This window comes from Stenotrophomonas sp. FW305-C-20-S1, from assembly GCF_058783335.1.
The window spans coordinates 1-22,705 of the sequence record NZ_JBYTEK010000012.1 but is presented as its reverse complement, the minus strand read 5'-3'; the positions used below and the strand labels follow the sequence as shown (position 1 = coordinate 22,705).

Below are 22,705 nucleotides of genomic sequence, written 5' to 3'. Positions count from 1 at the left end.
GGCCTTGGCGCAAGAATAAGTTTGATGATGAAAGGGATCGAAAATGGACGAATTCTGGAGCAAGCGGCAGGTCCGCACGCGGCTGGGCTTTTCCACCGACGCAGAGCTCGCCAGGTTGTTTGGAATCAGCAGATCCGCTGTCTCGCAATGGCCCAGAGGCTTTCCCATCCCGCCGCTCAGGCGCTACATCCTGCAGCAGCGATACCCTGCGTTGTTCCCGATGGATGACGACTCGCACGACGAAACCGCATGAGATGCGTCGATGGTTGTCGCAGACAAGCCGCCAAGATCGATTTGCTAAGTATGCTTAGCAACATAGACAGAATCGATCGACTTGTCCCCAGCGATGGTCCGATCTGTGATGGCTACCCGGGTTCGCCGGCTGTCTTTGTCGACATCGGCACGGACGTTTCTGATCCCGGTCGCTACGGCCTTTCATGAACGATTAATAATTTCAATCGCGAAAGTCGCGGCCTGTAATTGACGTGTCGTGAAATCTATGACTAATTGGCATCAACCGGCTGTGAAGGCCGGGAGTCTTTCAGCAGCTCGCAAGTGAATCGGTCGACCGTCAACGATGCAGAACAAGTCCAACGGAGGTCGTATGGAATACGGCATGCATGGCTTGGCTGAACGGGTACGCCGCGAACTGGAAGCCAGTTATCACAAACACGGATGCGGTCCGGCGTTCTGGGATACCTACCAGCAGGTGCTTGATCGTCTGGTTCCGCAGGGGACCGGGCGAACCGATGTCACCAATGAAATGGCGCTGATCATCGAACAACTGGGCATCGTCCGCCGCGCCCAGCTGGTACCGCCGCGCCCGGGCGACCCGGGCTGATTCAGAGCAGGCGCCAAGCGCCGCACACCAGCAGCGCCAGCAGCAACGAAGCCAGGGCCGTGGTGCGGGGGCGCCACCACCGGCGCGGCTGGCCTGCCATCACCTGCGGGCTGCAGTAGCGCACCAGGCTGGGGCCGAAACCGGCCTGATGCTGCTGCTGCGTGCACGCTTCCAGGCAGGCACCGCAGGCCAGGCAGTCGGCCTGTGGGCCATGGCGGATGTCCAGCTGCATCGGGCACGCGCGCACGCAGGCCATGCAATCGAGGCAGTCGCCCAGCCGATCCGCGCTGAAGGTGGGCATCGGTCCGGCCAGCAGCGGATGCGCGGCACGGAAGACATAGTCCTGCGCGGTGGTGGGGTCGAGCAGGCCGCGACCGCGGCCGAGCACGCCGCCCAATGCCGGCGGGCGGGCGCCGCGCGGCTCGCCGCGGCGGGGGTCATACAACATGCGCGGGGTGTGCGGGTCGGTCAGCAACGGCTGCATGCGCGCGAACGGACAGAGTGATCGGCACACCTGCTCGCGCAGGAACCCCGCATTGCCCCACGTGGCGCCGGCATAGAACAGCACCCAGAAGGTCTCCCAGCCACTCCATGCGCCATCGAACGCGCCGGTGACCAGTTCGCGGATCGGGCTGAACAGCCCGACGAACGTGATCCCGGTCCACAGCGACAGCAGCAACCAGGCCAGCTGGGTGGCCGGCCGCGCCAGCTTCGCCGGCAGCACGCGGGCCAATGCCTGCGCGATTCCGTCGAACGCTCGTGTCCACAGCGTCTGCGGGCAGGCATGTCCGCACCACACGCGACCAGCCAAGTGGGTGAGCAGGGCCAGACCCACCGCCATCACCGCCAGCAGCCCCAGCAACACACCGATGTCATCCGGCCACAGGGTCCAGGCGAACAGGTCGAAGCGGCGCGCGTTGAGGTCCAGCAGCAGGGCTTGCCGTCCATCCCACTGCAGCCACGGCAGCGCATGGAACAGGACCAGCAACGCAAGGCCCAGGGTGCGGCGCCAACGCCATGCGCGCAGGGGCGAGGATGCGGTGATGCTCATCCCAGTGGCAGCTCCTCATCCTCTTCGTCCGGCATCGGACGCAGCAGGTAGCCGGTCACCGCGCTGGAAAGTGCGGTGACCGCCCAGAACATGAAGAAGCCTGCGGTGTAGCCCAGCTCACGGCTGATGGCCGTACCCGGGAAGCTGATCGCCTGCAGCCGCAGTGGATCGACGAAGGCGAAGAACACCACGCAGGCCAGGCCGGCGGCGATGAAGCTGGGCCACAGGACTGCACCCCAATGCTGGATACGCCGCTGGCGGCTGGAAGTCGGTGTGTTCATGCGGGTTCGGGTTGAAGAAGAGGGCGGCGCGTATACTTCGCCGTGGTTGGCGCAGCATCCGCAGGGCATGCTTCCTGCAAGCGTGCCAGCCTAGGTGCGCCGCAGTGCGCTGACATTGATCTGGATCAACAGCGGTGGTGGCGGCATGCGGCACACTGCCGATCCGCACTTGGTGCCCTGATGAACGCAACGCCCACGACTGCCCTTCCCATTGCTTCGCCAGAGTTGTGCAGCGAGGAGGAAGTGACCCGGTTGGTCCACGATTTCTATGCGCGCGTGCGTGAAGAGGAGCGTCTGGGGCCGGTATTCGAAGGGCATGTGCGCGACTGGCCGGAACACCTGGCCCAGCTCGTCGATTTCTGGTCGGCGATGCTGCGCGGGACCCGCAGGTTCAAGGGCTCGCCGATGTCCAAGCACATGGCGATCGATCTGGAAAAGGATCTGTTCGACCGCTGGCTGGTGCTGTTCCACATCACCACGGCCGAATGCAACAACCCGCCCATGCAGGCGCTGGCCGACGATGTGGCCGCCCGCATCGCCGACACCTTCTGGCGCCGCTACCAGATGCTGCGTTGGCCGCAGGTCATGCTGCCGGTGCTGGGCGTGCCCCCCAAGGATTGATCTGGGTCAAGGCGTACCGCCAGGGTTGGGGCGATGCTGGCGCCATGGACACGTTCTCTCCCGCTGCCGGTGGCCTGGCCTGGACCTTCGATCCCGATCTGCTGCGACGGCATGACCGTCCCGGCCCGCGCTACACCTCCTATCCCACCGCGCCGCACTTCCATGACGGCTTCGATGCACCCGCGCTGCGCCAAGCGATCGCCGACAGCAACCCGTTGGCGCGCGCGTTGTCGTTGTACGTCCACGTGCCATTCTGCTCCAGCCCCTGCTTCTACTGTGGCTGCAACCGGGTGATCACCCGCGACCGCGGGCGTGGCCACAGCTACGTGTCACGCGTGCTGGCCGAGGCGGACCTGCTGGCACCGCAGTTCGCCGATGGTCGTGAAGTGATCCAGTTGCACCTCGGCGGTGGTACGCCGAATTTCCTCGATGCCGATGCGATGACCGCACTGGTCGAGGGCCTGCGCCGCCGCTTCGATTTCAGCGGTTCGTCGCAGCGTGATTTTTCCATCGAACTGGACCCGCGTTTCATCGACACCAGCGATGTGGCGATGCTGGCCCGGCTGGGCTTCAACCGCGCCAGCCTGGGCGTGCAGGATTTCGACCCGCAGGTGCAGGAATCGATCAACCGCGTGCAGGGCGTACGGCAGACGCTGGATATCCTGCGTGCGTGCCGCGACAGCGGCATGCGTTCGGTCAACGTCGATCTGATCTACGGCCTGCCAGGGCAGAGTCTGCAGGGCTTCGGCCGCACCCTGGAACTGGTGCTGGCGCTGCGTCCGGATCGACTGGCGGTGTATGGCTATGCGCATCTTCCGCACCTGTTCCGCGCGCAGCGGCAGATCGACGAAAGCCGGATGCCTTCGCCGGAAGACAAGCTGGCGCTGCTGGGCCTGGCGGTGGAGCGCCTGTCCGCAGCCGGCTACCAGTACATCGGCATGGACCACTTCGCATTGCCGGAAGAAGACCTGTCGCGTGCCCAGCGCGCCGGCCAGCTGCATCGCAACTTCATGGGCTACACCACCCACGCAGACACCGATCTGCTCGGCCTTGGCGTAAGTGCGATCAGTCACATCGGTGCCACCTACAGCCAGAATCCGCGTGACCTGCCGTCGTGGGAGAGCGCGGTGGACCAGGGACAGCTGCCGGTCTGGCGCGGCGTCGCACTCAGTGCCGACGACCAGCTGCGCGCCGAGCTGATCCAGCAGTTGATGTGTCAGGGTGAGGTGGATGGAATGTCACTGGCCCAGCGCCACGGCATTGATTTCGAGACCTACTTCGCCGAAGACCTGCAGGCCGTGCAGCGCCTGCAGCAGGATGGCCTGGCCGAGTACCGCGATGGCGTGGTGCGCACCAGCGAGCCGGGGCGGCCGTTGCTGCGCCTGCTGGCGATGTGCTTCGATCCCTATCTGCGCGCTGCGCAGGAGCAGCCGCGTTACTCGCGGGCCATCTGAGCGCGGGTCTCAGCGCTTGCCGACGCCGCGTTCGGGGTGGCGAGCGGCCATGCCACCACTGGAGGTGGTGCTCCAGTTGCCGCTCAGATCGCGCACGCTGGTGGAGTAGGAGCCGTCGCTGTACTCGGTGCGCCACCTGCCGCTCAGGTCACGCTTGCTGACCGAGTAGCTGCCGTCACTGTACTGGGTGCGGATGTTGCCGCTCAGGTCAGTGCTGCTGTTGGAGTAGCTGCCATCGCTGTGGGTGGTGCGCTTGCGGCCACTCAGATCCGTGGTGGTGGTCGAACGGCTGCCGTTGCTGTGCTCGGCGGTCACCCGGCCGGACAAGTCGCGCTTGATGCGGCTGGACGATCCGTCACTGTTGCGGATATCCAGGCTTCCGTCGAGGTTGCGATGACTGTCCGAACGACTCTGCGCCGATGCCGGTGCGGTGGCCTGGGCGAGCATCGCGACCAGCGCCAGCGATGACGCGATCCCTATCCACTTCATGGCTGATCTCCTTGTGCGCGGTTCGGCGGCCGGGGCGGGGCGTTCGATTCTGCCATGCCGGCCTGAAGGCGTCCTGATCGCGGAAACGGCAGCTGAGTGGCGGCATTCCGTCCGGCGGGCTGCTGTGCGCAACCAGCGGTGCGGACCCTTTGTGGGAGCGTCAATGCTTGATTGGGTGTGCTACTCCGCCCAAATGGAAGCCGCCTACCAGAAGCTGGTCCGCATGAGAGGTGCCACCGTGTCGCTGCAGGAGTTCGCCGCGCTCTATGCCCACGATCCGGGCAGCCGCTGGGCTAGCTCATGCGCATCGCGGCTCGCGTCTGCTCCTGGGCGTGGTCCTGCTGGGCGACCTGCTGTGCCTGTGAAATCTGCTCGACCTTGGCGAGCGACTGCTCCACGGGTGTGTTGACGGCCTCGCTGATCGCAACCGACGCCCGCAGGTGCGCCGGATTGTCGAGCTCGCCCTGCACGACGAACATGCGCGGGCCCGAAACATTGCTCGGCGGAGTGCCCAGCACGACGTGATCGACGCGCTCCAAACCGCTGCTCTTGGCCGTTGCCAGCAAGCTGGCCGTCATTCGCTCGCTGATTTCATCGAAGCCGCGCCCGTGCTTGGCGTCCAAGGCGGATACGCCATCGCGAATCTGCCGGTATAGCGCATGGTCTGAGTGACCTTCCTTTCTGGGATCCAGGCCTGCCTTGTCCAAGGTTGATTCGATGCTTTCTTGCAACGGGCTCTTGGGAGAGAAGCCTGGATTGCTCAGAGAGGGCGAGCCCTTGTCGGTTGCATCCTGGACCAGCTGCCCGCCGGGCTTGAGCGCATTTTGGGCCCGCTGCTCCGCTTCAGCCTCGTGGCGAGCGTACGCACCGGCTTCCTCGGTGCCGCGCAGGTAATTGACCCCGTCGCGCAGCAGTCCAGGTCCGCCGCCGACAAGCACGGTCGCTCCCACACGCAGCTGATGAATATCACCGCGATAGTCGGCAATCCGGCGCAGGTCTTCAGGGTCTGTGACCCGGGCTCTGGGGTCGTCCAGTACAGACTGCACCGGCCCCTTGTCGGTCATCCGATCAAGGAAATGAACCATTCGATGGGAATCCCCCAACTGGACCGCCACAGCGGCGGACATGAGGTGGCCGCTTTTCAGCCCGGGTGCTCCGAGGGACGCGATGCGTTGGCCCTGCTCGGCGGTGCGCAGAACCTCCAGTTCCTTGGGGAGCGCGTACATCTCAACCTTGCCGTAATGCGGGCCGCCCGCACTGACCAGGTCGCCTGCCATGACATGGTTGGTGAACGGCGCCGCATTGGCCGGCTGGCCTTCGGGAAGGCGATAGGCCAACCCGGCAGCGCCGTACGGATTGAAGGCGTCGCCGGGGAGGTTGTAGTGGTGCGCCGTGATCTGTGCAAGCGCGCCGCCCAGTGAATGGCCGGTGACGTGCACCGGGCCATACCCATTTTCCTCAGCCAGTTTGGTTGCCTGCTTGGTGAGCGCAAGAGCATCGCCAAGCTGTGAATTGATTCTGGCGGTGACCATCGCAGCGTCGATGCCGCCATCAAGTACTGCCTGGCGATCAAACTCGGTTCCACGATGGGCAGCGATGACTTCTTTTGTTTCTATGTTGAGGTAGACAACACCTTGATATCCGTTCCCGGAGTCGCGACGGGCCAAAACCGTGTATTTCGTTCCATCAATGGCGATGTCGGAATCGGGGCGCGGGAGGGGGTCCTTATAGACATGGTTCGAAAGCGTGGCGTTTTTCCTAGCGTTCATGGCGTTGTTCCTTCAACCCGTGTGGATACTTCGATTGGGAAGTATTCCTTGCGCTTGTCTTGTGGCATCTTTTCGTACCAACTCGAAGGTTCGGTTGGAGTCCGGCTTGGCGTTTGCCCCGTGGTCATGGCGGGCAATGCGCGCTTTATATAGGCGGTGAAGGTTTTCCCGCCTTCAATCTCACTGAATAGAGCTGAGACTGATGCACGGATTGGCCGATCATCGATGATGAAGGCGAACGAAGCTTCTACGAGAGCAGGTGTCCATGTGCACGGACCACTACCGTAATAGTCAGCAACTTCCATTCCGTCCTTGAACACGGTGCTGCTGAATTCTGTAGCACTTATACGCCGTACTGGGAGATCAATCGTGTGCTGGTTCGGTTCGTATTGCACACCCTCGTAATTGTTGATCGGGGGCAGGCAAAGTGGATCTATCTGGTAGGTGACGGATACCTTGGGAATTGGTATCTCCAGTGGCGCGTCATGGACCCGTATGATGATGGGCAGCGCATCCGCAGGTACAGGATTTTCGCGGTAAACAGGATACGAGCGTTCCTTGTGGCAGCCTGAAATGACCAAGCTGATCAAAGCGATCAATGCCGCATGAGAAAGGCTTGCGAGAGATTTCAGCATGAGCCGTCCATGTCGCGGATTGACGAACTATGGGGGCATGCTTGTACAGCTTTCGTGCGGAGCATGGTTCTCGGTGCGTGAAGCTGCCGACAGGATTGCCCTGATCGGTGTTCAGCTGGACAAGAGCTATGGCTGTGAAAGCCTGCGCGATGAGCATTTCGGGGCAAATACGACAGTCTCGTCGCCGCCGTCGGCTCGTTCCCATAGCCTCCATTCTTGCGCCCCAGCGATACGGGGCCATGCGAGATAGCGTTCATCATCGCTCCATTGCTCTTCATCAACAGACTATACGGCTCGTTTCTGCCGTGTTCCATGGTGTCGGCCATCCCAGCATCAACGTTCCCTGAAGATTGAGCAGCGCTGCGGCAGTACCTGGACCGAACGATTCAGGCAGGTCACTGCCGCGTTTGCAGGATCTGCGACCGCCGCCCGTGTGCTTTCGGCCGTGCTCCCTTGCACGGCTGCCAAGGCGTCCGCTCAGCTCCTCCCTCCTCTGGTTGGATCCATCTGGGGGATATCTGGACGCCGTGGAGGAATAGGCGGCAAATCGCCCAAGTCTCGCCAGCCAAAGATCCAGGTGTGCGCGTGCATCTGGGTGCTTGAAAGATGTGGGAGACGAGGAATGAGCGGGCGGCCTGCATCTTCCAGGGTAAACGCCATGCCGAGCGCTGGTGCGCGGGCAGGCTGGACCCCCGGATGCGGCTGCGAGCAGCTGTGGCTCGGATGGTGGACGACACTCCGAGCGAGCCTCTACCGCCGCTGCCCGCCCTGCCGCCTACATAAACAGCTGCAGCAGGCACGCTGCTTGATCGAGGGGGGGGCGAGGGACCTGGAACGAGTAAAGGAAGCGCTGGCGCCAATCCGTTCGCCGGCGGTGACGAAGCCAAGGGCGAAGGACCCGATGAAGACACGGCTGAGGACAGGTCTGAGGGAACTGCGCCGGGGCGTGTGAGCACGGCCAGCTCGCTTTTGCGGAGCAAGTCGAAAATTGCGGAGCGCTGGGAGCTACAAGAAATCGCCCGAAACCGTTGGTGCCCGGAGCCGGAATCGAACCGGCATGACCTTGCGGTCGGCGGATTTTAAGTCCGATGCGTCTACCAGTTTCGCCATCCGGGCCTGCAGCGCGCGCCGATTGTAACGGAATCGCCGCCGCTGCCGCCGGCTAACGCGGCTTTTACGCAACCGGGCGCGGCGCTGGGTACAGTCCGCCAACGTTCCCGGGAATGGCGATATGCGTGCACGTGGCAGGCGATGGATCGGATGCAGTGCCGTGCTGGGGCTGATGCTGGGGATCGGCCCGGCCGCCGCGCAGCAGGGGCCTGCGCCCACCGGCGCGGTGGTGGACATGGCGACGGTGCAGGTGACCGGCGAACAACCCGGCCCCGGCCTCTGGAAGGTCACCGCTCCACAGGGGCATGTGTTGTGGATCCTGGGCACGGTCTCGCCGTTGCCGAGCGGTGTGCAATGGCGCTCCGACGAAGTGGAGCGGACCATTGCCAGCGTCGACCATGTGCTGGGCGATCCGGGTTTCGCCCTCGATGCGAAGATCGGTGTGTTCAAGGGCCTGACCCTGCTGCCACTGGCATTGAAGACCGCGCGCGATCCGCAGGGGCGCACGCTTGACCAGATCCTGCCGCCGGCAACGCACGCGCGCTGGCTCGGCCTGAAACAGACCTACCTGGGCAATGACCGTGGCGTGGAAAAGGACCGTCCGCTGGTTGCCTCCGGCCGCTTGTACCAGGCTTTCCTCAAGCGCAACGGCCTACGCGATGGCAAGCAGGTCAAGGAAGCACTCGGGCGCGCGTACAAGGCGCACGATCTGAAGCCGGAAGACGTGCAGGTCAAGCTGAAGGTCGACGACATCCGTGGCACGTTGAAGGAGCTGCAGGCGACCGAAGTAGATGACCGCGCGTGTTTCGAACGCACGCTCGACACGGTGGAATTCCAGGCACCGGTGCTGCGCGAGCGCGCCAACGCCTGGGCGCTGGGGGATGTCGCGGCACTGCGCCGGCTGTCGGGTTCGGCGATGGCCCAGACCTGCCGCGAACTGCTGCAGGATTCGGCCTTCGTGCGCCGGCGCGGCTGGAGCGATATGCCGCAGCAGGTACGCACGCGCTGGCTGCAGGGCGTGGATGCGGCGCTGAGCCGTCATCCAGGCACCTTCGCGACGGTGCCGGTCAGCCTGCTGCTGGGCGAGGGCTATCTGGATGCGCTGGTGCAACGCGGTTATCAGGTCGAGTCGCCGCCGGAATAGCCAATGCTTGAAGTCCTCGTGCTTCCTGTCATATTCCTCTGCACTCAGGAGGGGAGTGATGGACATGCCGTTGCATGCGTACGCTTATGTCAGCACGGCCAGGGAGGGACTGGACGTGCCCGAGCTCGATGCATTGCTGGCCGATGCAACCGCGTTCAACCGCATGGCCGGGGTGACCGGGGCGCTGATGTTCGATGGCAGCCGTTTCCTGCAGTACATCGAAGGCCCACGGGATGGACTGGCTTCGGTGCACGCGCGGATCGGCAACGCGCGTCGCCACGGCAGCATCATCCAGCTTGCCGCAGGCCCGATCCCGAGCCGCTGGTTCCCGCGCTGGACGATGGCCAACCGGCACGTGGATGCGGCGACGCTGGGCAGCATCGTGGCGGCCCCGTGGCATGGTTTCAGCCTGGGGCAGGAGCCCCCGGATGATGGCTTCTGCCTGTTGTTGCGGGCCTGGACGGGGCGGCACGGCGAACTCGAGCCGGCTGCCGTCAGCCTCGGATCCTGATCCGGGCGTGGTCTGGCGCCGCTGCCGCGGTTAACCTTGTCGGCACGTTTGCCTGCTCCCGGATCCTCGCATGACCCAGTGGACACCATCGCCGCCTGTTGGACGCCGCGCATGAGTGCGCCGATCGGCGCAGCACAGAGCCCGTCCCCGGCCATCATCGGCCTGGGATATGTCGGGCTGCCGTTGGCAGTGGCGTTCGGCCGCCAACTGCCTACCCTGGGGTACGACATCGATGCTGCGCGCATCGCCGAACTGGCCGGCGGGCAGGACCACACGCTGGAAATGGAGCCGGACGAACTGGCCAGCGCGTCGCTGCTGCGTTACAGCAGCGATCCGGCGCAGCTCGACGCCTGCAACGTCTACATCGTCACCGTGCCCACGCCGATCGATGCCTACGAGCAGCCTGATCTGGAGCCCTTGCGCTCGGCGACGCGACTGATCGCCAGCCATCTGCGCGTCGGTGATCTGGTGATCTACGAATCCACCGTCTACCCGGGTACCACCGAAGAAGTCTGCGTGCCGCTGCTGGAACAGGGCTCGGGGCTGCGCTTCAACGAGGATTTCTACTGCGGCTACAGTCCCGAGCGGGTCAGCCCGGGTGACCGCCAGCGGCGCCTGGCCGACATCCGCAAGATCACCTCCGGTTCAACGCCGGACGTGGCTGCGGTGGTCGATGGCCTGTACCAGCGGATCATCACCGCCGGTACGTTCCCGGTGCCGTCGATGCGGGTCGCCGAAGCGGCCAAGGTGGTGGAGAACATCCAGCGCGACGTCAACATCGCGCTGGTCAACGAGTTGGCCCTGATCTTCGATCGCCTCGGCATCGACACCCAGGATGTGCTCGACGCCGCAGGCAGCAAATGGAACTTCCTGCCGTTCCGGCCGGGGCTGGTGGGAGGCCACTGCATCGGCGTGGACCCGTACTACCTGCTGCACAAGTCCGAAAGCATGGGCTACCACCCCGACCTCATCCACACCGCCCGGCAGGTCAACAACCGGGTGGGCGAACATGTGGCCAAACGCGTGCTGGCGATGCTGGCCGAACGTGGCCGCATGCCAGCGCACTCGCGCATCCTGGTGCTGGGCGTGACCTTCAAGGAGGACTGCCCGGACCTGCGCAACAGCCGCGCGCTGGAACTGGCCCAGCGGCTGGCCGGCAGCGGCGCGCAGGTGGACGTCAGCGATCCGTGGGTGGGGCCAGCTGCCATGGCGGACGAGGGCGTGAACTGGCTGGCCGAGCCGGCGCCCGGCAGCTACGACGCGGTGGTGCTGGCGGTGGCGCATGAGAGCTTCAAGGCGATGGACGATGCCCATATCCGCAGCCTGTTGGCGCCCGGTGGGCTGGTCTATGACGTGAAGTCCGCCTGGCCGCGCAGCGTGGTCGACGATCGCCTGTAGGTGCTTGCGCGGTAGACTCGGGGCAGTTGCAACCGAGGAACGCCATGCACCGGTATATCGTCTACCTGCTCGCCATCCTGATGTTTCCGATCTGCCTGTGGCTGGCCACGATCTGGCCGGCCTGGTACTGGGGCGTCGGCATTACAGCTGCGATGGTGGCGCTGGGGACCTGGGACCTGCTGCAGAAGCGCAGCACCCTGCGCCGCAACTATCCGGTGATGGCGCACTTCCGTTATGGCCTGGAATCGATCGGCCCGGAGATCCGCCAGTACTTCGTGCAGAGCGATCTGGAGGATGTGCCGTTCTCGCGGCAGCAGCGCGCGCTGATCTACCAGCGCGCCAAGAACCAGATGGACACGGTGCCCTTCGGTACCCTGCGCAGCACATATGCGGTGGACTACGAATGGATCAACCATTCGCTGGCGCCGACCACCATCGCCAAGCATGATTTCCGCGTGCTGATCGGTCCGAACTGTGCCAAGCCCTATTCGGCCAGCGTGTTCAACATCTCGGCGATGAGTTTCGGTTCGCTGTCGGCCAATGCGATCCGCGCATTGAACGAAGGCGCACGCCTGGGGGGTTTCTACCACGATACCGGCGAAGGCTCGATTTCGCCGTATCACCGGGAGATGGGCGGTGACCTGGTCTGGGAGATCGGCTCGGGCTACTTCGGGTGCCGTGACGAGAAGGGCGGCTTCAGCGAGGAACGCTTCGTTGCCAATGCCAACCACGATCAGGTGAAGATGATCGAGATCAAGCTGTCGCAGGGTGCCAAGCCCGGCCATGGCGGGGTGCTGCCGGCGCCGAAGGTGACTGCCGAGATCTCGGTGACGCGTGGCGTGCCGATGGGCGTGGACTGCGTGTCGCCATCGCGCCATTCGGCGTTCTCCACGCCGGTTGAACTGCTGCAGTTCGTGGCCCGCCTGCGTGAACTGTCCGGTGGCAAGCCGGTTGGTTTCAAGCTGGCCATCGGCCACCCATGGGAATGGTTCGGCATTGCCAAGGCAATGCACGAGACCGGTCTGCTGCCTGATTTCATCGTCGTCGATGGCGCCGAAGGCGGTACCGGCGCGGCACCGGCCGAATTCGTCGATCACGTGGGGGTGCCGATGCACGAAGCGTTGCTGCTGGTGCACAACACCCTGGTCGGCCTGGACCTGCGCGAGCACATCCGTATCGGCGCTGCCGGCAAGATCACCAGCGCGTTCGATATCGCCCGCACCATTGCGATGGGCGCCGACTGGTGCAATGCCGGGCGCGGTTTCATGTTCGCGCTGGGCTGCATCCAGTCGCTCAGCTGCCATACCGACAAGTGCCCGACCGGCATCGCGACCCAGGATCCGGCGCGCTGGAAGCATCTGGATGCACCGGACAAGGCCACGCGCGTGTACAGCTTCCACGAGCACACCCTGCACGCGCTGAAGGAGTTGCTGTGCGCGGCGGGCTTGAACGATCCGGCCGAGCTCGGCCCGGAACATATTCTGCGCCGGGTGTCGCCGGTCGAGATCCGTTCACTGGCCTCGCTGTATCGCTACCTGGAACCGGGCGAGCTGCTGCACAAGGTGCCCGACCACGCGGTGTTCCATTCGTTCTGGGCGGACGCACGCAGCGATTCGTTCCAGCCGCCACCGAAGATCCAGGCGCTGCGTGCCAGCAAGTCGCGATGACCCGCGTTGCAGGACCGAGCCCATGCTCGACTGCACGAAAACCATCCATGCAAGGAGGCTGCATGCAGTTCAGGACGGGTACCGACGATGATGTGGGCACGCTGTGGGCCCTGCGAACGCGCTGCGTGCGTGAGCTGTGCAGCAGCCACTATCCGCCGGAGGTGATTGCACCCTGGTCGGCATCGCCGCCGCCGGTGCAGTATTCGCGGCTGCTGGGGCAGGGCGGCGGCGTCGTAGCCGAGGATGACCGGGGCAATGTGCTGGGGTTCGGTGTGTTCGATGCCGAGGGCAACGAGATCGATGCGCTGTTCGTTGATCCGGATCGGGGCGGGCAGGGTATCGGCCAGGCGCTAATGCAGCGGTTGCTGGCCCTGGCCGACCCGACGCGGGAGGTTGTGCTGTCGGCCTCGCTCAACGCCGTGCCGTTCTACCAGCGGCAGGGCTTCGTCGCCGAGCGCGAGGAGCTGTATCCGCATCCCAGTGGCGTGGCATTGGCGTCGGTGAAGATGCGCCGGCCGGGGTGAAATTTACGGCGCTATCGCGCGTTGATCAACGCGTGGCCAACCACGCGGTCACGCCCTCTGCCGCACGCAGTCCGCTGGCATAGCACGCCGTCAACAGGTAGCCGCCGGTCGGTGCTTCCCAGTCCAGCATCTCTCCGGCGCAGAACACGCCGGGCAAGGCACGCAGCATCAGGCCCTCGTCCAGCGCGTCCAGGCGCACGCCGCCGGCCGTGCTGATCACCTCGGCCATCGGCCGCGGGCGCAGCAGGCGCAGTGGCAGGCGCTTCAACGTGGCGATCACCGCGGCCAGATCGTTGCCAGCATCCTTGCCCAGTGTTTCGAACACCAGCGCGGTCTTCACTGGGTCCAGTCCAGCCTGGCGACGCAGGTGCTCGCCGAAGCTTCGCCCCTTGCGCGGCTGCGAAAGGTCGGCCAGCAGCCGTGCCTCGTCGCGGCCCGGAACCAGGTCCAGCCACAGCGTGGCGTGGCCGTCGCGGTTGAGGGTTTCGCGCAGATCGGCCGACAGGGCGTAGATCAGGCTGCCTTCGATACCGTACTCGCTGGCCACGCACTCCCCTTGCAGGGTGTGCGGCTCGCCGTCGAGGCCATGCCAATGTGCCACGACCGGCCTCAGTGGCGCACCCGCATGGCGCTGCGCGAAGAACGGTGTCCACGCAATATCGAATCCACAGTTGGCCGATTGCAGCGGCGCGATGTCCACGGCGCGGGCCTGCAACGTCGGAACCCATGCACCGTCACTGCCCAGCTGTGGCCAGCTTCCGCCGCCCAGTGCCAGTACGGTCGCATCGGCGCGCACCTCCAGTTCGCCGTTGTCGGTGGCAAAACGCAGTGCGCCGTCGTCGCTCCAGCCCAGCCAGCGATGGTTGACGTGCAGGCGCACGCCCTGTTCCTTCAGCCGGCGGACCCAGCCGCGCAGCAACGGTGCCGCCTTGCGGTCGACCGGGAACACCCGGCCGGAACTGCCGACGTAGGTTTCCACACCGAAGCCTGCGGCCCAGTCGCGCAGCGCCTGCGCGTCGAAACCATCCAGCCAGCGGCCGACGCGGGTTGCCTGCTCGCGGTAGCGGCTGTCGAACAGTGGACGTGCGTCAGAATGGGTGAGGTTGAGCCCACCCTTGCCGGCGATCAGGAATTTGCGGCCCGGCGAGCCCTTGGCCTCGTACAGATCGACATCCAGGCCTGCCGCGCGCAGCCGCTCGGCGGCAAACAACCCGGCCGGGCCGCCGCCGATGACGGCGATGCGGCGCGGCGGGCGGACGTCACTGTTGGACATTGAGCAGCTCGACGTCGAACACCAGCGACGAACCTGCCGGAATCGGGCCGACCTGGCGGTCGCCATAGCCGAATTCCGGCGGAATCATCAGCGTGCGCTTGCCGCCGACCTTCATGCCGGCGACGCCTTCATCCCAGCCACGGATGACCTGGCCCGCACCCAGCGTGAAGGTGAACGGCTCGCCGCGCTCGACCGAACTGTCGAAGGTCTTGCCGTGCTTGTTGTCGGCGCGCTCGTCGTAGATCCAGCCGGTGTAATGCACGCTGACCTTCTGGCCCGGCACGGCCTCGGCACCACTGCCCGGCTGGGTGTCGATGCGCTCGAACGTGGCAATGGTGCCTCCCGGCGGCGGGCCGGACGGCTCCGACGAGCAACCAACGGCGGCGAGGGACAGCAGCAGGGGAAGCAGCAGGCGGCGCATCAGGCGTCTCCAGGGGCGATGAGTCGAGGGCGGCAAGGTTAGCGCATCGGCGCCGGGTATCATGGTGGCATGGCAAAACTCCTGCTCAATCTGCGCAATGTCGGCAACGACGAATATGCCGATGTCTGCACGCTGCTGGACCAGCACGGCATCGCTTGGTACCGCACCGAACCCAGTCCGTGGGGCATCTCCAATGGTGGCCTGTGGCTGCGCGAGGATGCCGACCAGCCGCGTGCCAAGGCGCTGATGGCCGAGTACCAGGCGGCCCGCGGGGTGCGGGTCCGCGCTGAGCGCGAGCAGGCCCTGCGCGATGGCACTGCCGAGACCTTTGGCAGCCTGTTGCGCCGCCGCCCTGTGTTCGTGGTGCTGGTGCTGCTGGGCATGGCGGTGGCGGCGGCACTGGTGCTGCTGCCGTTCATGCTGCTGCGGGGGTAGGGGGGCCGGCCGGGTTGCACCCGGCACCCGCAGAGGCAACGGCAACAGCAACAGCGGGCGTTCCGTGGTGGGCGGGGCGGTATAGGCAGGCGGGACACGCCGTAGACCCATCCTTGGGGGCTCGATGGCGCCATCCATGGCGCCAACGGTCCCGCCTGCCTATACCGCCCCGCCCCGGACGCGTTCCGGGTGCTGTCGGTAGATGTCGACCTTGGTCGACACTGTGGTAGATCCACGCCATGCGTGGATGAACGGTGGAGGCTGATGCGGGGGCGGACAGGCGCTAAAATGGCGGGATGATCGCCAATACCGCTGCCTATCATTTCGCCGTCATCGACGCCCCCCAGGCCCTGTGCGACCAGCTGCAGGCGCGTGCCGAGGCGTCCGGCCTGCAGGGTACGATCCTGGTGGCGGGCGAGGGGCTGAACCTGTTCCTGGCGGGTGCGCCGTCCGCGATCGATGGCTTCTACGCGGAACTGCGTGTTGATGCGCGCTTCGCCGATATGCGGGTAAAGACCAGCTTCAGCGAACACCAGCCGTTCGCGCGGCTGAAAGCCAAGGTCAAGGACGAGATCATCAGCTTCCGTCGTGACGATGGCCAACCGCTGGACTACCCGCGCGCGCCGGCCATCGATCCTGCCACCGTGCAGCGTTGGCTGCGGCAGGGGCATGATGATGCTGGCAAGCGCGTGGTGATGCTCGATACGCGCAACCTGCAGGAGATCGAGTACGGCACCTTCAAGGATGCGCTGGTACTGCCCATCCACAAGTTCACCGATCTGCCCGAGGCGCTGGCGCCCCATCGTGAAGCGCTGAAGGACAGCACCGTGGTCAGTTTCTGTACCGGTGGCATCCGCTGCGAGAAGGCGGCGCTGTGGATGCTCAACGACGGCATGGACAACGTGCTGCAGCTCGATGGCGGCATCCTCGGCTACTTCGAGGAAGTCGGCGGTGAGGGCTACGAAGGTCGTTGTTTCGTGTTCGACGAACGGGTGGCGCTGGATGCCGAACTGAAGCCGTTGGTGGACGAGCCGTTGCCCGAGCCACGCCCCAGCGCGTTCTGACCCGTCCACATTGGCCTGCGGGCCTGAACCGGCCAGGCAGGAATCAGCGTCCCGCCACCGGCACTGGCCGTGGGGGCAGGGCGACCCCATCAAACGGGGATCTTGTGACGGAAAACCGCCTGATGATCCCGTTGTCGATTCTCGACCTGGCCCCGGTCTGCGAGGGCAGCGATACCACTGCCGCCTTTGCCAACATGCTTGAGCTCGCCCAGCATGCCGATGCGCTGGGCTACCGCCGCTACTGGCTGGCCGAACACCACAACATGCCTGGCATCGCCAGTGCCGCCACGGCGGTGCTGATCGGTCATGTGGCCGGTGGCACCCAACGCATCCGCGTCGGCGCCGGCGGCATCATGCTGCCCAACCATGCGCCGCTGCAGGTGGCCGAGCAGTTCGGCACCCTGGCCTCGCTGTACCCCGATCGCATCGACCTTGGCCTGGGCCGCGCACCGGGTACCGACCAGCCGACCGCCCGCGCCCTGCGCCGCTATTTCGACAGCGCCGACCAGTTTCCGCAGGACGTACGCGAGCTGCTGCACTACTTCGAACCGGTGCAGCCTGGGCAGGCGGTGCAGGCCGTACCGGGTGGCGGCCTGCGGGTGCCGACCTGGATCCTCGGTTCCAGCCTGTTCGGCGCACGCATGGCCGCCTCGATGGGCCTGCCGTATGCATTCGCCTCGCACTTCGCCCCCGATTCCATGGATGAAGCGCTTGCGGTGTATCGCCGCGAATTCCGCCCTTCGGCCACGCTCAAGCAGCCGCACGCAATGCTGGCGTTGAACGTGGTGGCCAGTGACAGCGAGGCCGAATCGCGGCGGTTGTTCACCAGCCAGCAGCAGAGCTTCGTCAACCTGCGTCGCGGCCGTCCGGGCAAGATTCCGGCGCCGATCGATGACATCGAAGCGTTCTGGGAACCCCACGAGAAGCTCGGCGTGGAGCGGGCGCTGGCGTGCACCGTGCTGGGTGATCCGCAGCAGGTCGCCGATGGCATCGCGGCGTTCGTCGAACGCCATCAGCCCGACGAACTGATGCTTACCGCCAACCTGTACGACCACCGCGCGCGTCTTCGCTCGTTCGAGCTGGCAATGCACGCCTGGCATGCCCGCCACGCGGGCTGAACAATTGCGTCACGGCAATTTGCGGTGCGGACGCGTCTGATGGGGACTCCCACTTCCGGAGTCCCCCATGGACGAATCGCGTACCGAGCACATTGCCCAGCTGGCTGAACTGATCAAGGACGTGGAGGTGGCGATGTTCACCACCCGTGGTGTCGATGGGCGCCTCTACAGCCGTCCACTCGGCACCCAGCAGGTCGCCTTCGATGGCGACCTGTGGTTCGCTACTGCGGCCGACAGCCCGAAGGTGGCCGAGATCGCGCTCGACCCGCGGGTCAACGTGGCCTATGCCTCGCCATCGAAGAATACGTATGTGTCGGTAGCCGGCGTGGCACGGATCATCGATGACCGCGCGAAGGTCGAAGAGCTGTGGTCGCCGGCGATGAAGCTGTTCTTCCCGGGCGGCCCGGATGACCCGAGCCTGCGCTTGATCCACGTGCGTGCAGAGACCGCCGAGTACTGGGACGGACCGGGCACGCTGCTCGGCTCGGCGTTGAGTTTCGTGTTGTCGGCGGTGCAGGATGAGCCGGCACGGTTGGGCGACAACGGATTCATCGATCTGCGTTGATTGCAGTAACCCGCCGGGCATGGCCCGGCGCTCCCCGGGCGGGGCTCAGGGTAGCGCCGGGCCATGCCCGGCGAGCGCAGCGGCAGGCGCTCAGAACCAGCGCTGGAACAGGTCGACGGTGTAGCCCACCAGCTGCCCGGAACTGAAGCCGAAGAAAGCGATCGCCACCAGCGCAGCCACCCAGTTGAACAACATCAGCGCGCCGTCGCGTTCAAGCAGGGCCAGCGCGAACAGCAGCAACTGGAAGCCGAACAGATAGTTGGTGAACGGAATCGGCAGCGACAGCAGCAGGCCCAGCAGCACCAGCAGCAGGCCGCTGAAGGCGTGGGCGGGAGCCGGGGTCAGCAGTTGCGGCATGCGCGGCTTGAGCATGCGGTCGAGACGGCGCAGGGCACCGTCAATGCGATCCAGGAACCGGTGCATGGTGCCGCGCTTCGGCCCGCGACGGGCAATGAAGCCGGGCAGCCAGGGCCGGCGCATGCAGAACAGCATCTGCAGGCCGATCAGGATCACCAACGGACCGCTGACTGCGCCGCCCAGCCCCGGGATGGGGATGAAGGCCGGCAGGATGGCGACGAACAGGAATACACCAAAGGCACTCTGCTGCAGATCCTGCAGGATCTGCCCCAGCTTCATGTGCTGGGCCGGGTCACCGAAGGCGAACATCGCCAGCAGGGTCCGGATGCCCTCGTTGCGGTACTCCGGCGATGCAGCGCCGGGGCCGGCGTCAGGCGGTGAGCTCATCGGCCTGCTCGTCGGACAGGGTGCGAAGCAGCAGTTTGTCCACGCGCGCACCGTCCAGATCGACCACCTCGAAGCGCCAGCCGGCCCAGTCGAAGTACTCGCCCGCGTGCGGGATGCGGCCGAAGAAGTGGATGCACATGCCGGCCAGGGTGTAGTAATCGCCATCCTCGGCGTCGGGCAGGTCGTTGCTGCCGATCAGCTCGCGCAGGTCCTCGATCGGCAGCGAGCCGTCCACCAGCAGCGAGCCGTCCTCACGGGTCACCACCAGCGCGTCCTCGTCGGCATTTTCCGTTGCCTGCAGGCGGCCGACCACCGCGCCCATCAAATCGCTGATGGTTACCAGGCCCTGGATCTCGCCGTACTCGTCCACCACCAGCGCCATCGACTGCTGTTCTTCGCGGAAGATCTCCAGCAGCTTCATCGCATGGGTGGATTCGGAGACGTACAGCGGTTCGCGCAACGTCTGGAACAGCGCGTTGTCGCCGCGTGCCATCCGCGTGGCCAGCGATTTCAGCTCAAGCACGCCGACCACGTCCATGTCGTTGTCGCGGTACACCGGGTACCGCGAGAACTCGTGCTCGGCCATGATCTCCAGGTTCTTGTCCAGGCCACCCAGCGTATCCAGCCAGGCGATCCGGTTGCGCGGGGTCATCAGGCTGTCGGCGGTACGGTCGCCCAGGCGCATCACGCGGTTCATCATGTCGCGCTCGTGGCTGTCGATCACGCCGGCCTCGTGGCTCTCGGCCACCAGCATGCGGATCTCCTCTTCGGTCACCGACGCGACCTCGTCCTTGCCCAGGCCGAACAGGCGCAGCACCAGCTGGGTGGTCTTGGACAGCAGCCAGACGAAGGGGAAGGCCAGCTTGGCCAGCCAGCTCATCGGCAGCGCCACCAGGCCGGCGATGTCCTCTGAGCGGGTCAGGGCCAGCCGCTTGGGCACCAGTTCGCCGAAGATCAGCGTGATGAAGGTGATGAAGGTGACTGCAAGGGCCTTGCCGATGCCGCCGGCGTAGGCGAAGCCCGGCATCAGCCCCTGGATCCAGCCGCCGATGGCTTCACCCAGTGCCTCGCCGCCGAGGAAGCCGGTCAGCACGCCGATCACGGTGATGCCGATCTGGACGGTGGACAGGAAGGCTTCCGGCTTCTCCGACAGCTCCAGGGCCTTGGCCGCGCGCTTGGAGGTGCCGGCCAGCTGCTTCAGCCGGCTCTTGCGCGAGGTCATGACCGACATCTCGGACATGGCAAAGAAGCCGTTCAGCAGAACAAGCGCGAAAACAATCAGGATCATTTCAAACACGGGCATCGTCCCCGGTTGGTGACAGGGAGGGCGGGTGCTTGCGATGGCGGCAGGCGCTCAGGAACGGGGTCCGGCGCGGCGCTGGGGGATAAGGGTCGTCGTCCATAAGGTGCGCCCGAAGGCGCGCTGGCATCTTAGCAAAGGGCCGTGGCTGGGTGGCAAATGCCTGTTCAGTTTTGGGCGTCCCGACCCCCGGAAAGGGGCAGGGATACCCGTGATGGTCATCTAGCCGTCATAATTCGCACTGGTGCCGTCCTTCCCGCGACGGCTGACAGGTTTCTCAATGTTCTCTCTGCAGACCATTTTCGGTTCCGGCAAACAGTTCTACACCCTGCTCGATGAGGCTGCCGTCGCGGCTTCCGATGCCGCCAAGGCACTGCATTCGATGCTGCGCGACGCCGATCGCCAGCCCGCCCTGGATGCCTTCAAGCTGGCCCGTCTGCGCGAACGCGCGGCCTCGGACAAGATCAGCCAGGCGCTGGTGGACAGCTTCATGACCCCGATCGAGCGCGAAGACATCGAAGCGCTGGGCTCGGCCCTGTACAAGATTCCCAAGCAGATCGAGAAGTTCGCCGATCGCTATTCGCTGGCCACCACCCACCTGGAACACATCGACTTCGCGCCGCGCGCGGCGATGCTGGAGCAGGCCGCTGGCGTAGTGGTGGAGATGGTCGCCGACCTGCGCCACATGAACCTGGACCGGATGACCGCGCTCAACGAGCGCCTGCGCTCGCTGGAAAATGAGGCCGACCGTCTGATGCTCGAGCTGTACCGCGACATCTACTCCGGTCGCCTGGACAACCTGCAGATGTTCCTGCTCAAGGAATTCTTCGAGATCCTGGAAAAGGCCATCGACCGCTGCCGCGAGGCCGGTGTGGTGGCGTACCAGATCGTGTTGAAGAACAGCTGACGGGCCGGTACCGATGCTCACCCTAGTCCTGGTGGTGATCCTGGCCGCGCTCGTCTTCGAGTTCATCAACGGCTTCCACGATACCGCCAACTCCATCGCTACCGTGGTGGCAACCAAAGTACTGTCGCCCGGTTGGGCGGTGATGCTTGCCGCCTTCATGAACCTCATCGGTGCCCTGACCGGCACCGCGGTTGCACTGACCATCGCGTCGGGCCTGCTCAACACCAACGTGGTCGACGTGACCCCGCAGGTGATCCTGTGCGCGCTGCTCGGCGGCATCATCTGGAACCTGATCACCTGGTGGAAGGGCCTGCCGTCCTCGTCCTCGCACGCGTTGATCGGTGGCCTGTGCGGCGCCGGCCTGGCTGCGGCCCACAACAACTGGGACGCGCTGATCTGGTCCGAACGGCTTGGCAGCTGGGCGCAGAACAAGGGCCTGCTGTGGAAGGTGTTCGTGCCGATGATCACCTCGCCGATCGCAGGCTTCCTGCTCGGCATCGCAGTGATGGTGCTGTTGTGGGCACTGATCGCAGGCCTGGCCAAGATCGGCGGCGCGATCGGCCGGCTGGCACGTCCGCGCATCGTCAATGCGTTCTTCGGCAAGGCACAGATCGCTTCGGCGGCCTACATGGGCTTTGCCCACGGCCACAACGATGCGCAGAAGACCATGGGCATCATCGCGATGACCCTGATCGGTGCCGAAGCGACCGGCGCGTTGAACGACCTGCCGTCGTGGCTGGCCTTCATGCATCCGGACGCGCACGCCGGCGACGGCATCGCCATGTGGATCGTGCTGACCTGTGCGGTGGTGATGGCCGCCGGTACCGCCTCGGGCGGCTGGAAGATCATCAAGACCCTGGGCCACAAGATGGTCAAGCTGCACCCGATCCACGGCTTCGCCGCGGAAACCAGCTCGGCCACCGTGCTGACCCTGGCGGCGCACTTCGGCATGCCGGTATCGACCACCCACAGCATCTCCACCGCGATCATGGGCGTAGGCTTCGCCAAGAACCCGCGTTCGCTGCGCCTGGGCGTGATCGAACGCATCGTCTGGGCCTGGATCCTGACCATCCCGGCGGCAGGCGGCTGCGCCTACCTGATCCTGAAGCTGTTCGAGCTGCTCGGCTGGACCTGAGTTCCACGCCAACGCTGGAAACAAAAAGCCCGCCGGATTCCGGCGGGCTTTTTTATTTCATGAAGCATCCGGTTTCCGTTATCCACGCATGGCGTGGATCTACCGTGTCGACCAAGGTCGACACCTACCAACAGCAGCAGGAAGTCGACACCCACCAACAGCAGCCGGAACCTGTCGAAGGCGGGGTGGGTCCGGTTGCGGGGGTGTCCGCGGCATGGATGCCGCGGCCAAGCCCCCAAGGGTGAGGG

General features: G+C 65.2%; 24 protein-coding genes and 1 tRNA gene. 15 read left to right on the top strand and 10 right to left on the bottom strand.

Annotated features, from left to right (window positions below; translation table 11 throughout):
* Window positions 1–43: 43 nt before the first annotated feature.
* Both AC3WTC_RS08555 and AC3WTC_RS08550 read left to right on the top strand, forming a co-directional pair.
* Complete coding sequence (locus AC3WTC_RS08555; RefSeq protein WP_025875167.1) at window positions 44–253, top strand: helix-turn-helix domain-containing protein; 210 nt, start codon at window positions 44–46, stop codon at window positions 251–253.
* A 351-nt stretch (window positions 254–604) separates the two neighbouring features.
* Entirely contained in the window at window positions 605–841 is a 237-nt protein-coding gene (locus AC3WTC_RS08550; protein WP_025875165.1) for a hypothetical protein, read from the top strand.
* A 1-nt stretch (window position 842) separates the two neighbouring features.
* Here AC3WTC_RS08550 and AC3WTC_RS08545 read toward each other — a convergent pair whose 3' ends face one another.
* Window positions 843–1,892, bottom strand: coding sequence for a 4Fe-4S dicluster domain-containing protein (locus AC3WTC_RS08545; RefSeq protein ID WP_032976491.1), 1,050 nt, complete (start codon window positions 1,890–1,892; stop codon window positions 843–845).
* A complete protein-coding gene (locus AC3WTC_RS08540) occupies window positions 1,889–2,173 on the bottom strand; it encodes a hypothetical protein (RefSeq protein WP_105163816.1) in 285 nt (94 codons plus the stop codon). The genes AC3WTC_RS08545 and AC3WTC_RS08540 overlap by 4 nt, the downstream gene beginning before the upstream one ends.
* A 180-nt stretch (window positions 2,174–2,353) precedes the next feature.
* On the opposite strand from AC3WTC_RS08540, the gene AC3WTC_RS08535 reads away from it, so the two are divergent.
* The gene (locus AC3WTC_RS08535; protein ID WP_312786227.1) at window positions 2,354–2,794 is read left to right on the top strand and encodes a group III truncated hemoglobin; all 441 of its coding nucleotides are present in this window, start codon (window positions 2,354–2,356) and stop codon (window positions 2,792–2,794) included.
* Between the two features lie 44 nt (window positions 2,795–2,838).
* Entirely contained in the window at window positions 2,839–4,248 is a 1,410-nt protein-coding gene (gene hemN, locus AC3WTC_RS08530; RefSeq protein WP_492711288.1) for an oxygen-independent coproporphyrinogen III oxidase, read from the top strand.
* A 9-nt stretch (window positions 4,249–4,257) separates the two neighbouring features.
* Here the strand turns inward: hemN and AC3WTC_RS08525 are convergent, their stop codons facing one another.
* From AC3WTC_RS08525 to AC3WTC_RS08510, 4 genes are all read right to left on the bottom strand, one after another.
* Window positions 4,258–4,737: a hypothetical protein gene (locus AC3WTC_RS08525; RefSeq protein ID WP_059063732.1), complete on the bottom strand. Its 480-nt coding sequence runs from the start codon at window positions 4,735–4,737 to the stop codon at window positions 4,258–4,260.
* A 293-nt stretch (window positions 4,738–5,030) separates the two neighbouring features.
* Complete coding sequence (locus tag AC3WTC_RS08520) at window positions 5,031–6,506, bottom strand: XVIPCD domain-containing protein (RefSeq protein ID WP_492711287.1); 1,476 nt, start codon at window positions 6,504–6,506, stop codon at window positions 5,031–5,033.
* A complete protein-coding gene (locus AC3WTC_RS08515) occupies window positions 6,503–7,141 on the bottom strand; it encodes a hypothetical protein (protein ID WP_492711286.1) in 639 nt (212 codons plus the stop codon). Before AC3WTC_RS08515 ends, AC3WTC_RS08520 begins: the two co-directional genes overlap by 4 nt.
* 1,029 nt (window positions 7,142–8,170) lie before the next feature.
* Window positions 8,171–8,257 (bottom strand) — tRNA-Leu (locus AC3WTC_RS08510).
* Between the two features lie 154 nt (window positions 8,258–8,411).
* On the opposite strand from AC3WTC_RS08510, the gene AC3WTC_RS08505 reads away from it, so the two are divergent.
* The 5 genes from AC3WTC_RS08505 (at window position 8,412) to AC3WTC_RS08485 (ending at window position 13,495) form a co-directional block, all read left to right on the top strand.
* Window positions 8,412–9,395 (top strand): TraB/GumN family protein, encoded by a 984-nt coding sequence (locus tag AC3WTC_RS08505; protein ID WP_492711285.1) that lies wholly within the window; start codon window positions 8,412–8,414, stop codon window positions 9,393–9,395.
* A gap of 58 nt (window positions 9,396–9,453) precedes the next feature.
* Window positions 9,454–9,906: a BLUF domain-containing protein gene (locus AC3WTC_RS08500; RefSeq protein ID WP_492711284.1), complete on the top strand. Its 453-nt coding sequence runs from the start codon at window positions 9,454–9,456 to the stop codon at window positions 9,904–9,906.
* 111 nt (window positions 9,907–10,017) lie between these two features.
* Complete coding sequence (locus AC3WTC_RS08495) at window positions 10,018–11,304, top strand: nucleotide sugar dehydrogenase (protein WP_093820096.1); 1,287 nt, start codon at window positions 10,018–10,020, stop codon at window positions 11,302–11,304.
* Between the two features lie 44 nt (window positions 11,305–11,348).
* On the top strand, window positions 11,349–12,971 hold the full coding sequence (locus tag AC3WTC_RS08490; RefSeq protein WP_025878880.1) for an FMN-binding glutamate synthase family protein: 1,623 nt from the start codon (window positions 11,349–11,351) through the stop codon (window positions 12,969–12,971).
* 62 nt (window positions 12,972–13,033) lie between these two features.
* The gene (locus tag AC3WTC_RS08485) at window positions 13,034–13,495 is read left to right on the top strand and encodes a GNAT family N-acetyltransferase (protein WP_492711283.1); all 462 of its coding nucleotides are present in this window, start codon (window positions 13,034–13,036) and stop codon (window positions 13,493–13,495) included.
* A 25-nt stretch (window positions 13,496–13,520) separates the two neighbouring features.
* On the opposite strand, the gene AC3WTC_RS08480 is transcribed toward AC3WTC_RS08485, so the two are convergent.
* Together AC3WTC_RS08480 and AC3WTC_RS08475 are read right to left on the bottom strand one after the other, a co-directional pair.
* Window positions 13,521–14,768 carry a TIGR03862 family flavoprotein gene (locus AC3WTC_RS08480; protein WP_492711282.1) on the bottom strand — a complete coding sequence of 416 codons (1,248 nt, stop codon included), beginning with the start codon at window positions 14,766–14,768 and terminating at the stop codon, window positions 13,521–13,523.
* Complete coding sequence (locus tag AC3WTC_RS08475; RefSeq protein ID WP_025878883.1) at window positions 14,755–15,189, bottom strand: FKBP-type peptidyl-prolyl cis-trans isomerase; 435 nt, start codon at window positions 15,187–15,189, stop codon at window positions 14,755–14,757. The genes AC3WTC_RS08480 and AC3WTC_RS08475 overlap by 14 nt, the downstream gene beginning before the upstream one ends.
* A 69-nt stretch (window positions 15,190–15,258) precedes the next feature.
* Between AC3WTC_RS08475 and AC3WTC_RS08470 the strand changes: the two genes are divergently transcribed.
* The 4 genes from AC3WTC_RS08470 (at window position 15,259) to AC3WTC_RS08455 (ending at window position 18,371) form a co-directional block, all read left to right on the top strand.
* Window positions 15,259–15,624 (top strand): DUF6164 family protein, encoded by a 366-nt coding sequence (locus AC3WTC_RS08470; protein WP_025878884.1) that lies wholly within the window; start codon window positions 15,259–15,261, stop codon window positions 15,622–15,624.
* A 296-nt stretch (window positions 15,625–15,920) separates the two neighbouring features.
* Entirely contained in the window at window positions 15,921–16,688 is a 768-nt protein-coding gene (locus AC3WTC_RS08465) for a sulfurtransferase (protein ID WP_492711281.1), read from the top strand.
* A 122-nt stretch (window positions 16,689–16,810) separates the two neighbouring features.
* Window positions 16,811–17,806, top strand: coding sequence for an LLM class flavin-dependent oxidoreductase (locus AC3WTC_RS08460; RefSeq protein ID WP_032976501.1), 996 nt, complete (start codon window positions 16,811–16,813; stop codon window positions 17,804–17,806).
* Between the two features lie 67 nt (window positions 17,807–17,873).
* Window positions 17,874–18,371, top strand: a complete 498-nt coding sequence (locus tag AC3WTC_RS08455) for a pyridoxamine 5'-phosphate oxidase family protein (protein WP_025878887.1) — start codon at window positions 17,874–17,876, stop codon at window positions 18,369–18,371.
* A 90-nt stretch (window positions 18,372–18,461) separates the two neighbouring features.
* Here AC3WTC_RS08455 and AC3WTC_RS08450 read toward each other — a convergent pair whose 3' ends face one another.
* On the bottom strand, window positions 18,462–19,115 hold the full coding sequence (locus AC3WTC_RS08450; RefSeq protein ID WP_025878888.1) for an exopolysaccharide biosynthesis protein: 654 nt from the start codon (window positions 19,113–19,115) through the stop codon (window positions 18,462–18,464).
* Window positions 19,099–20,403 carry a hemolysin family protein gene (locus AC3WTC_RS08445; RefSeq protein WP_032952108.1) on the bottom strand — a complete coding sequence of 435 codons (1,305 nt, stop codon included), beginning with the start codon at window positions 20,401–20,403 and terminating at the stop codon, window positions 19,099–19,101. Before AC3WTC_RS08445 ends, AC3WTC_RS08450 begins: the two co-directional genes overlap by 17 nt.
* 292 nt (window positions 20,404–20,695) lie before the next feature.
* Between AC3WTC_RS08445 and AC3WTC_RS08440 the strand changes: the two genes are divergently transcribed.
* Together AC3WTC_RS08440 and AC3WTC_RS08435 are read left to right on the top strand one after the other, a co-directional pair.
* Window positions 20,696–21,322, top strand: coding sequence for a DUF47 domain-containing protein (locus AC3WTC_RS08440; RefSeq protein WP_025878890.1), 627 nt, complete (start codon window positions 20,696–20,698; stop codon window positions 21,320–21,322).
* 13 nt (window positions 21,323–21,335) lie between these two features.
* Window positions 21,336–22,457: an inorganic phosphate transporter gene (locus AC3WTC_RS08435; RefSeq protein WP_025878891.1), complete on the top strand. Its 1,122-nt coding sequence runs from the start codon at window positions 21,336–21,338 to the stop codon at window positions 22,455–22,457.
* The last annotated feature ends 248 nt before the right edge of the window (window positions 22,458–22,705 follow it).

Excerpts from the sequence above, each read along its gene's own strand:
- AC3WTC_RS08460 (WP_032976501.1), top strand. The coding sequence starts at position 16,811 with ATGATCCCGTTGTCGATTCTCGACCTGGCCCCGGTCTGCGAGGGCAGC.
- AC3WTC_RS08525 (WP_059063732.1), bottom strand. The coding sequence starts at position 4,737 with ATGAAGTGGATAGGGATCGCGTCATCGCTGGCGCTGGTCGCGATGCTC.
- AC3WTC_RS08490 (WP_025878880.1), top strand. The coding sequence starts at position 11,349 with ATGCACCGGTATATCGTCTACCTGCTCGCCATCCTGATGTTTCCGATC.
- AC3WTC_RS08515 (WP_492711286.1), bottom strand. The coding sequence starts at position 7,141 with ATGCTGAAATCTCTCGCAAGCCTTTCTCATGCGGCATTGATCGCTTTG.
- AC3WTC_RS08495 (WP_093820096.1), top strand. The coding sequence starts at position 10,018 with ATGAGTGCGCCGATCGGCGCAGCACAGAGCCCGTCCCCGGCCATCATC.
- AC3WTC_RS08540 (WP_105163816.1), bottom strand. The coding sequence starts at position 2,173 with ATGAACACACCGACTTCCAGCCGCCAGCGGCGTATCCAGCATTGGGGT.
- AC3WTC_RS08475 (WP_025878883.1), bottom strand. The coding sequence starts at position 15,189 with ATGCGCCGCCTGCTGCTTCCCCTGCTGCTGTCCCTCGCCGCCGTTGGT.
- AC3WTC_RS08550 (WP_025875165.1), top strand. The coding sequence starts at position 605 with ATGGAATACGGCATGCATGGCTTGGCTGAACGGGTACGCCGCGAACTG.
- AC3WTC_RS08555 (WP_025875167.1), top strand. The coding sequence starts at position 44 with ATGGACGAATTCTGGAGCAAGCGGCAGGTCCGCACGCGGCTGGGCTTT.
- AC3WTC_RS08450 (WP_025878888.1), bottom strand. The coding sequence starts at position 19,115 with ATGAGCTCACCGCCTGACGCCGGCCCCGGCGCTGCATCGCCGGAGTAC.
- AC3WTC_RS08465 (WP_492711281.1), top strand. The coding sequence starts at position 15,921 with ATGATCGCCAATACCGCTGCCTATCATTTCGCCGTCATCGACGCCCCC.
- AC3WTC_RS08470 (WP_025878884.1), top strand. The coding sequence starts at position 15,259 with ATGGCAAAACTCCTGCTCAATCTGCGCAATGTCGGCAACGACGAATAT.
- AC3WTC_RS08435 (WP_025878891.1), top strand. The coding sequence starts at position 21,336 with ATGCTCACCCTAGTCCTGGTGGTGATCCTGGCCGCGCTCGTCTTCGAG.
- AC3WTC_RS08480 (WP_492711282.1), bottom strand. The coding sequence starts at position 14,768 with ATGTCCAACAGTGACGTCCGCCCGCCGCGCCGCATCGCCGTCATCGGC.
- AC3WTC_RS08500 (WP_492711284.1), top strand. The coding sequence starts at position 9,454 with ATGGACATGCCGTTGCATGCGTACGCTTATGTCAGCACGGCCAGGGAG.
- AC3WTC_RS08535 (WP_312786227.1), top strand. The coding sequence starts at position 2,354 with ATGAACGCAACGCCCACGACTGCCCTTCCCATTGCTTCGCCAGAGTTG.
- AC3WTC_RS08455 (WP_025878887.1), top strand. The coding sequence starts at position 17,874 with ATGGACGAATCGCGTACCGAGCACATTGCCCAGCTGGCTGAACTGATC.
- AC3WTC_RS08545 (WP_032976491.1), bottom strand. The coding sequence starts at position 1,892 with ATGAGCATCACCGCATCCTCGCCCCTGCGCGCATGGCGTTGGCGCCGC.
- AC3WTC_RS08520 (WP_492711287.1), bottom strand. The coding sequence starts at position 6,506 with ATGAACGCTAGGAAAAACGCCACGCTTTCGAACCATGTCTATAAGGAC.
- AC3WTC_RS08485 (WP_492711283.1), top strand. The coding sequence starts at position 13,034 with ATGCAGTTCAGGACGGGTACCGACGATGATGTGGGCACGCTGTGGGCC.
- hemN (WP_492711288.1), top strand. The coding sequence starts at position 2,839 with ATGGACACGTTCTCTCCCGCTGCCGGTGGCCTGGCCTGGACCTTCGAT.
- AC3WTC_RS08445 (WP_032952108.1), bottom strand. The coding sequence starts at position 20,403 with ATGATCCTGATTGTTTTCGCGCTTGTTCTGCTGAACGGCTTCTTTGCC.
- AC3WTC_RS08440 (WP_025878890.1), top strand. The coding sequence starts at position 20,696 with ATGTTCTCTCTGCAGACCATTTTCGGTTCCGGCAAACAGTTCTACACC.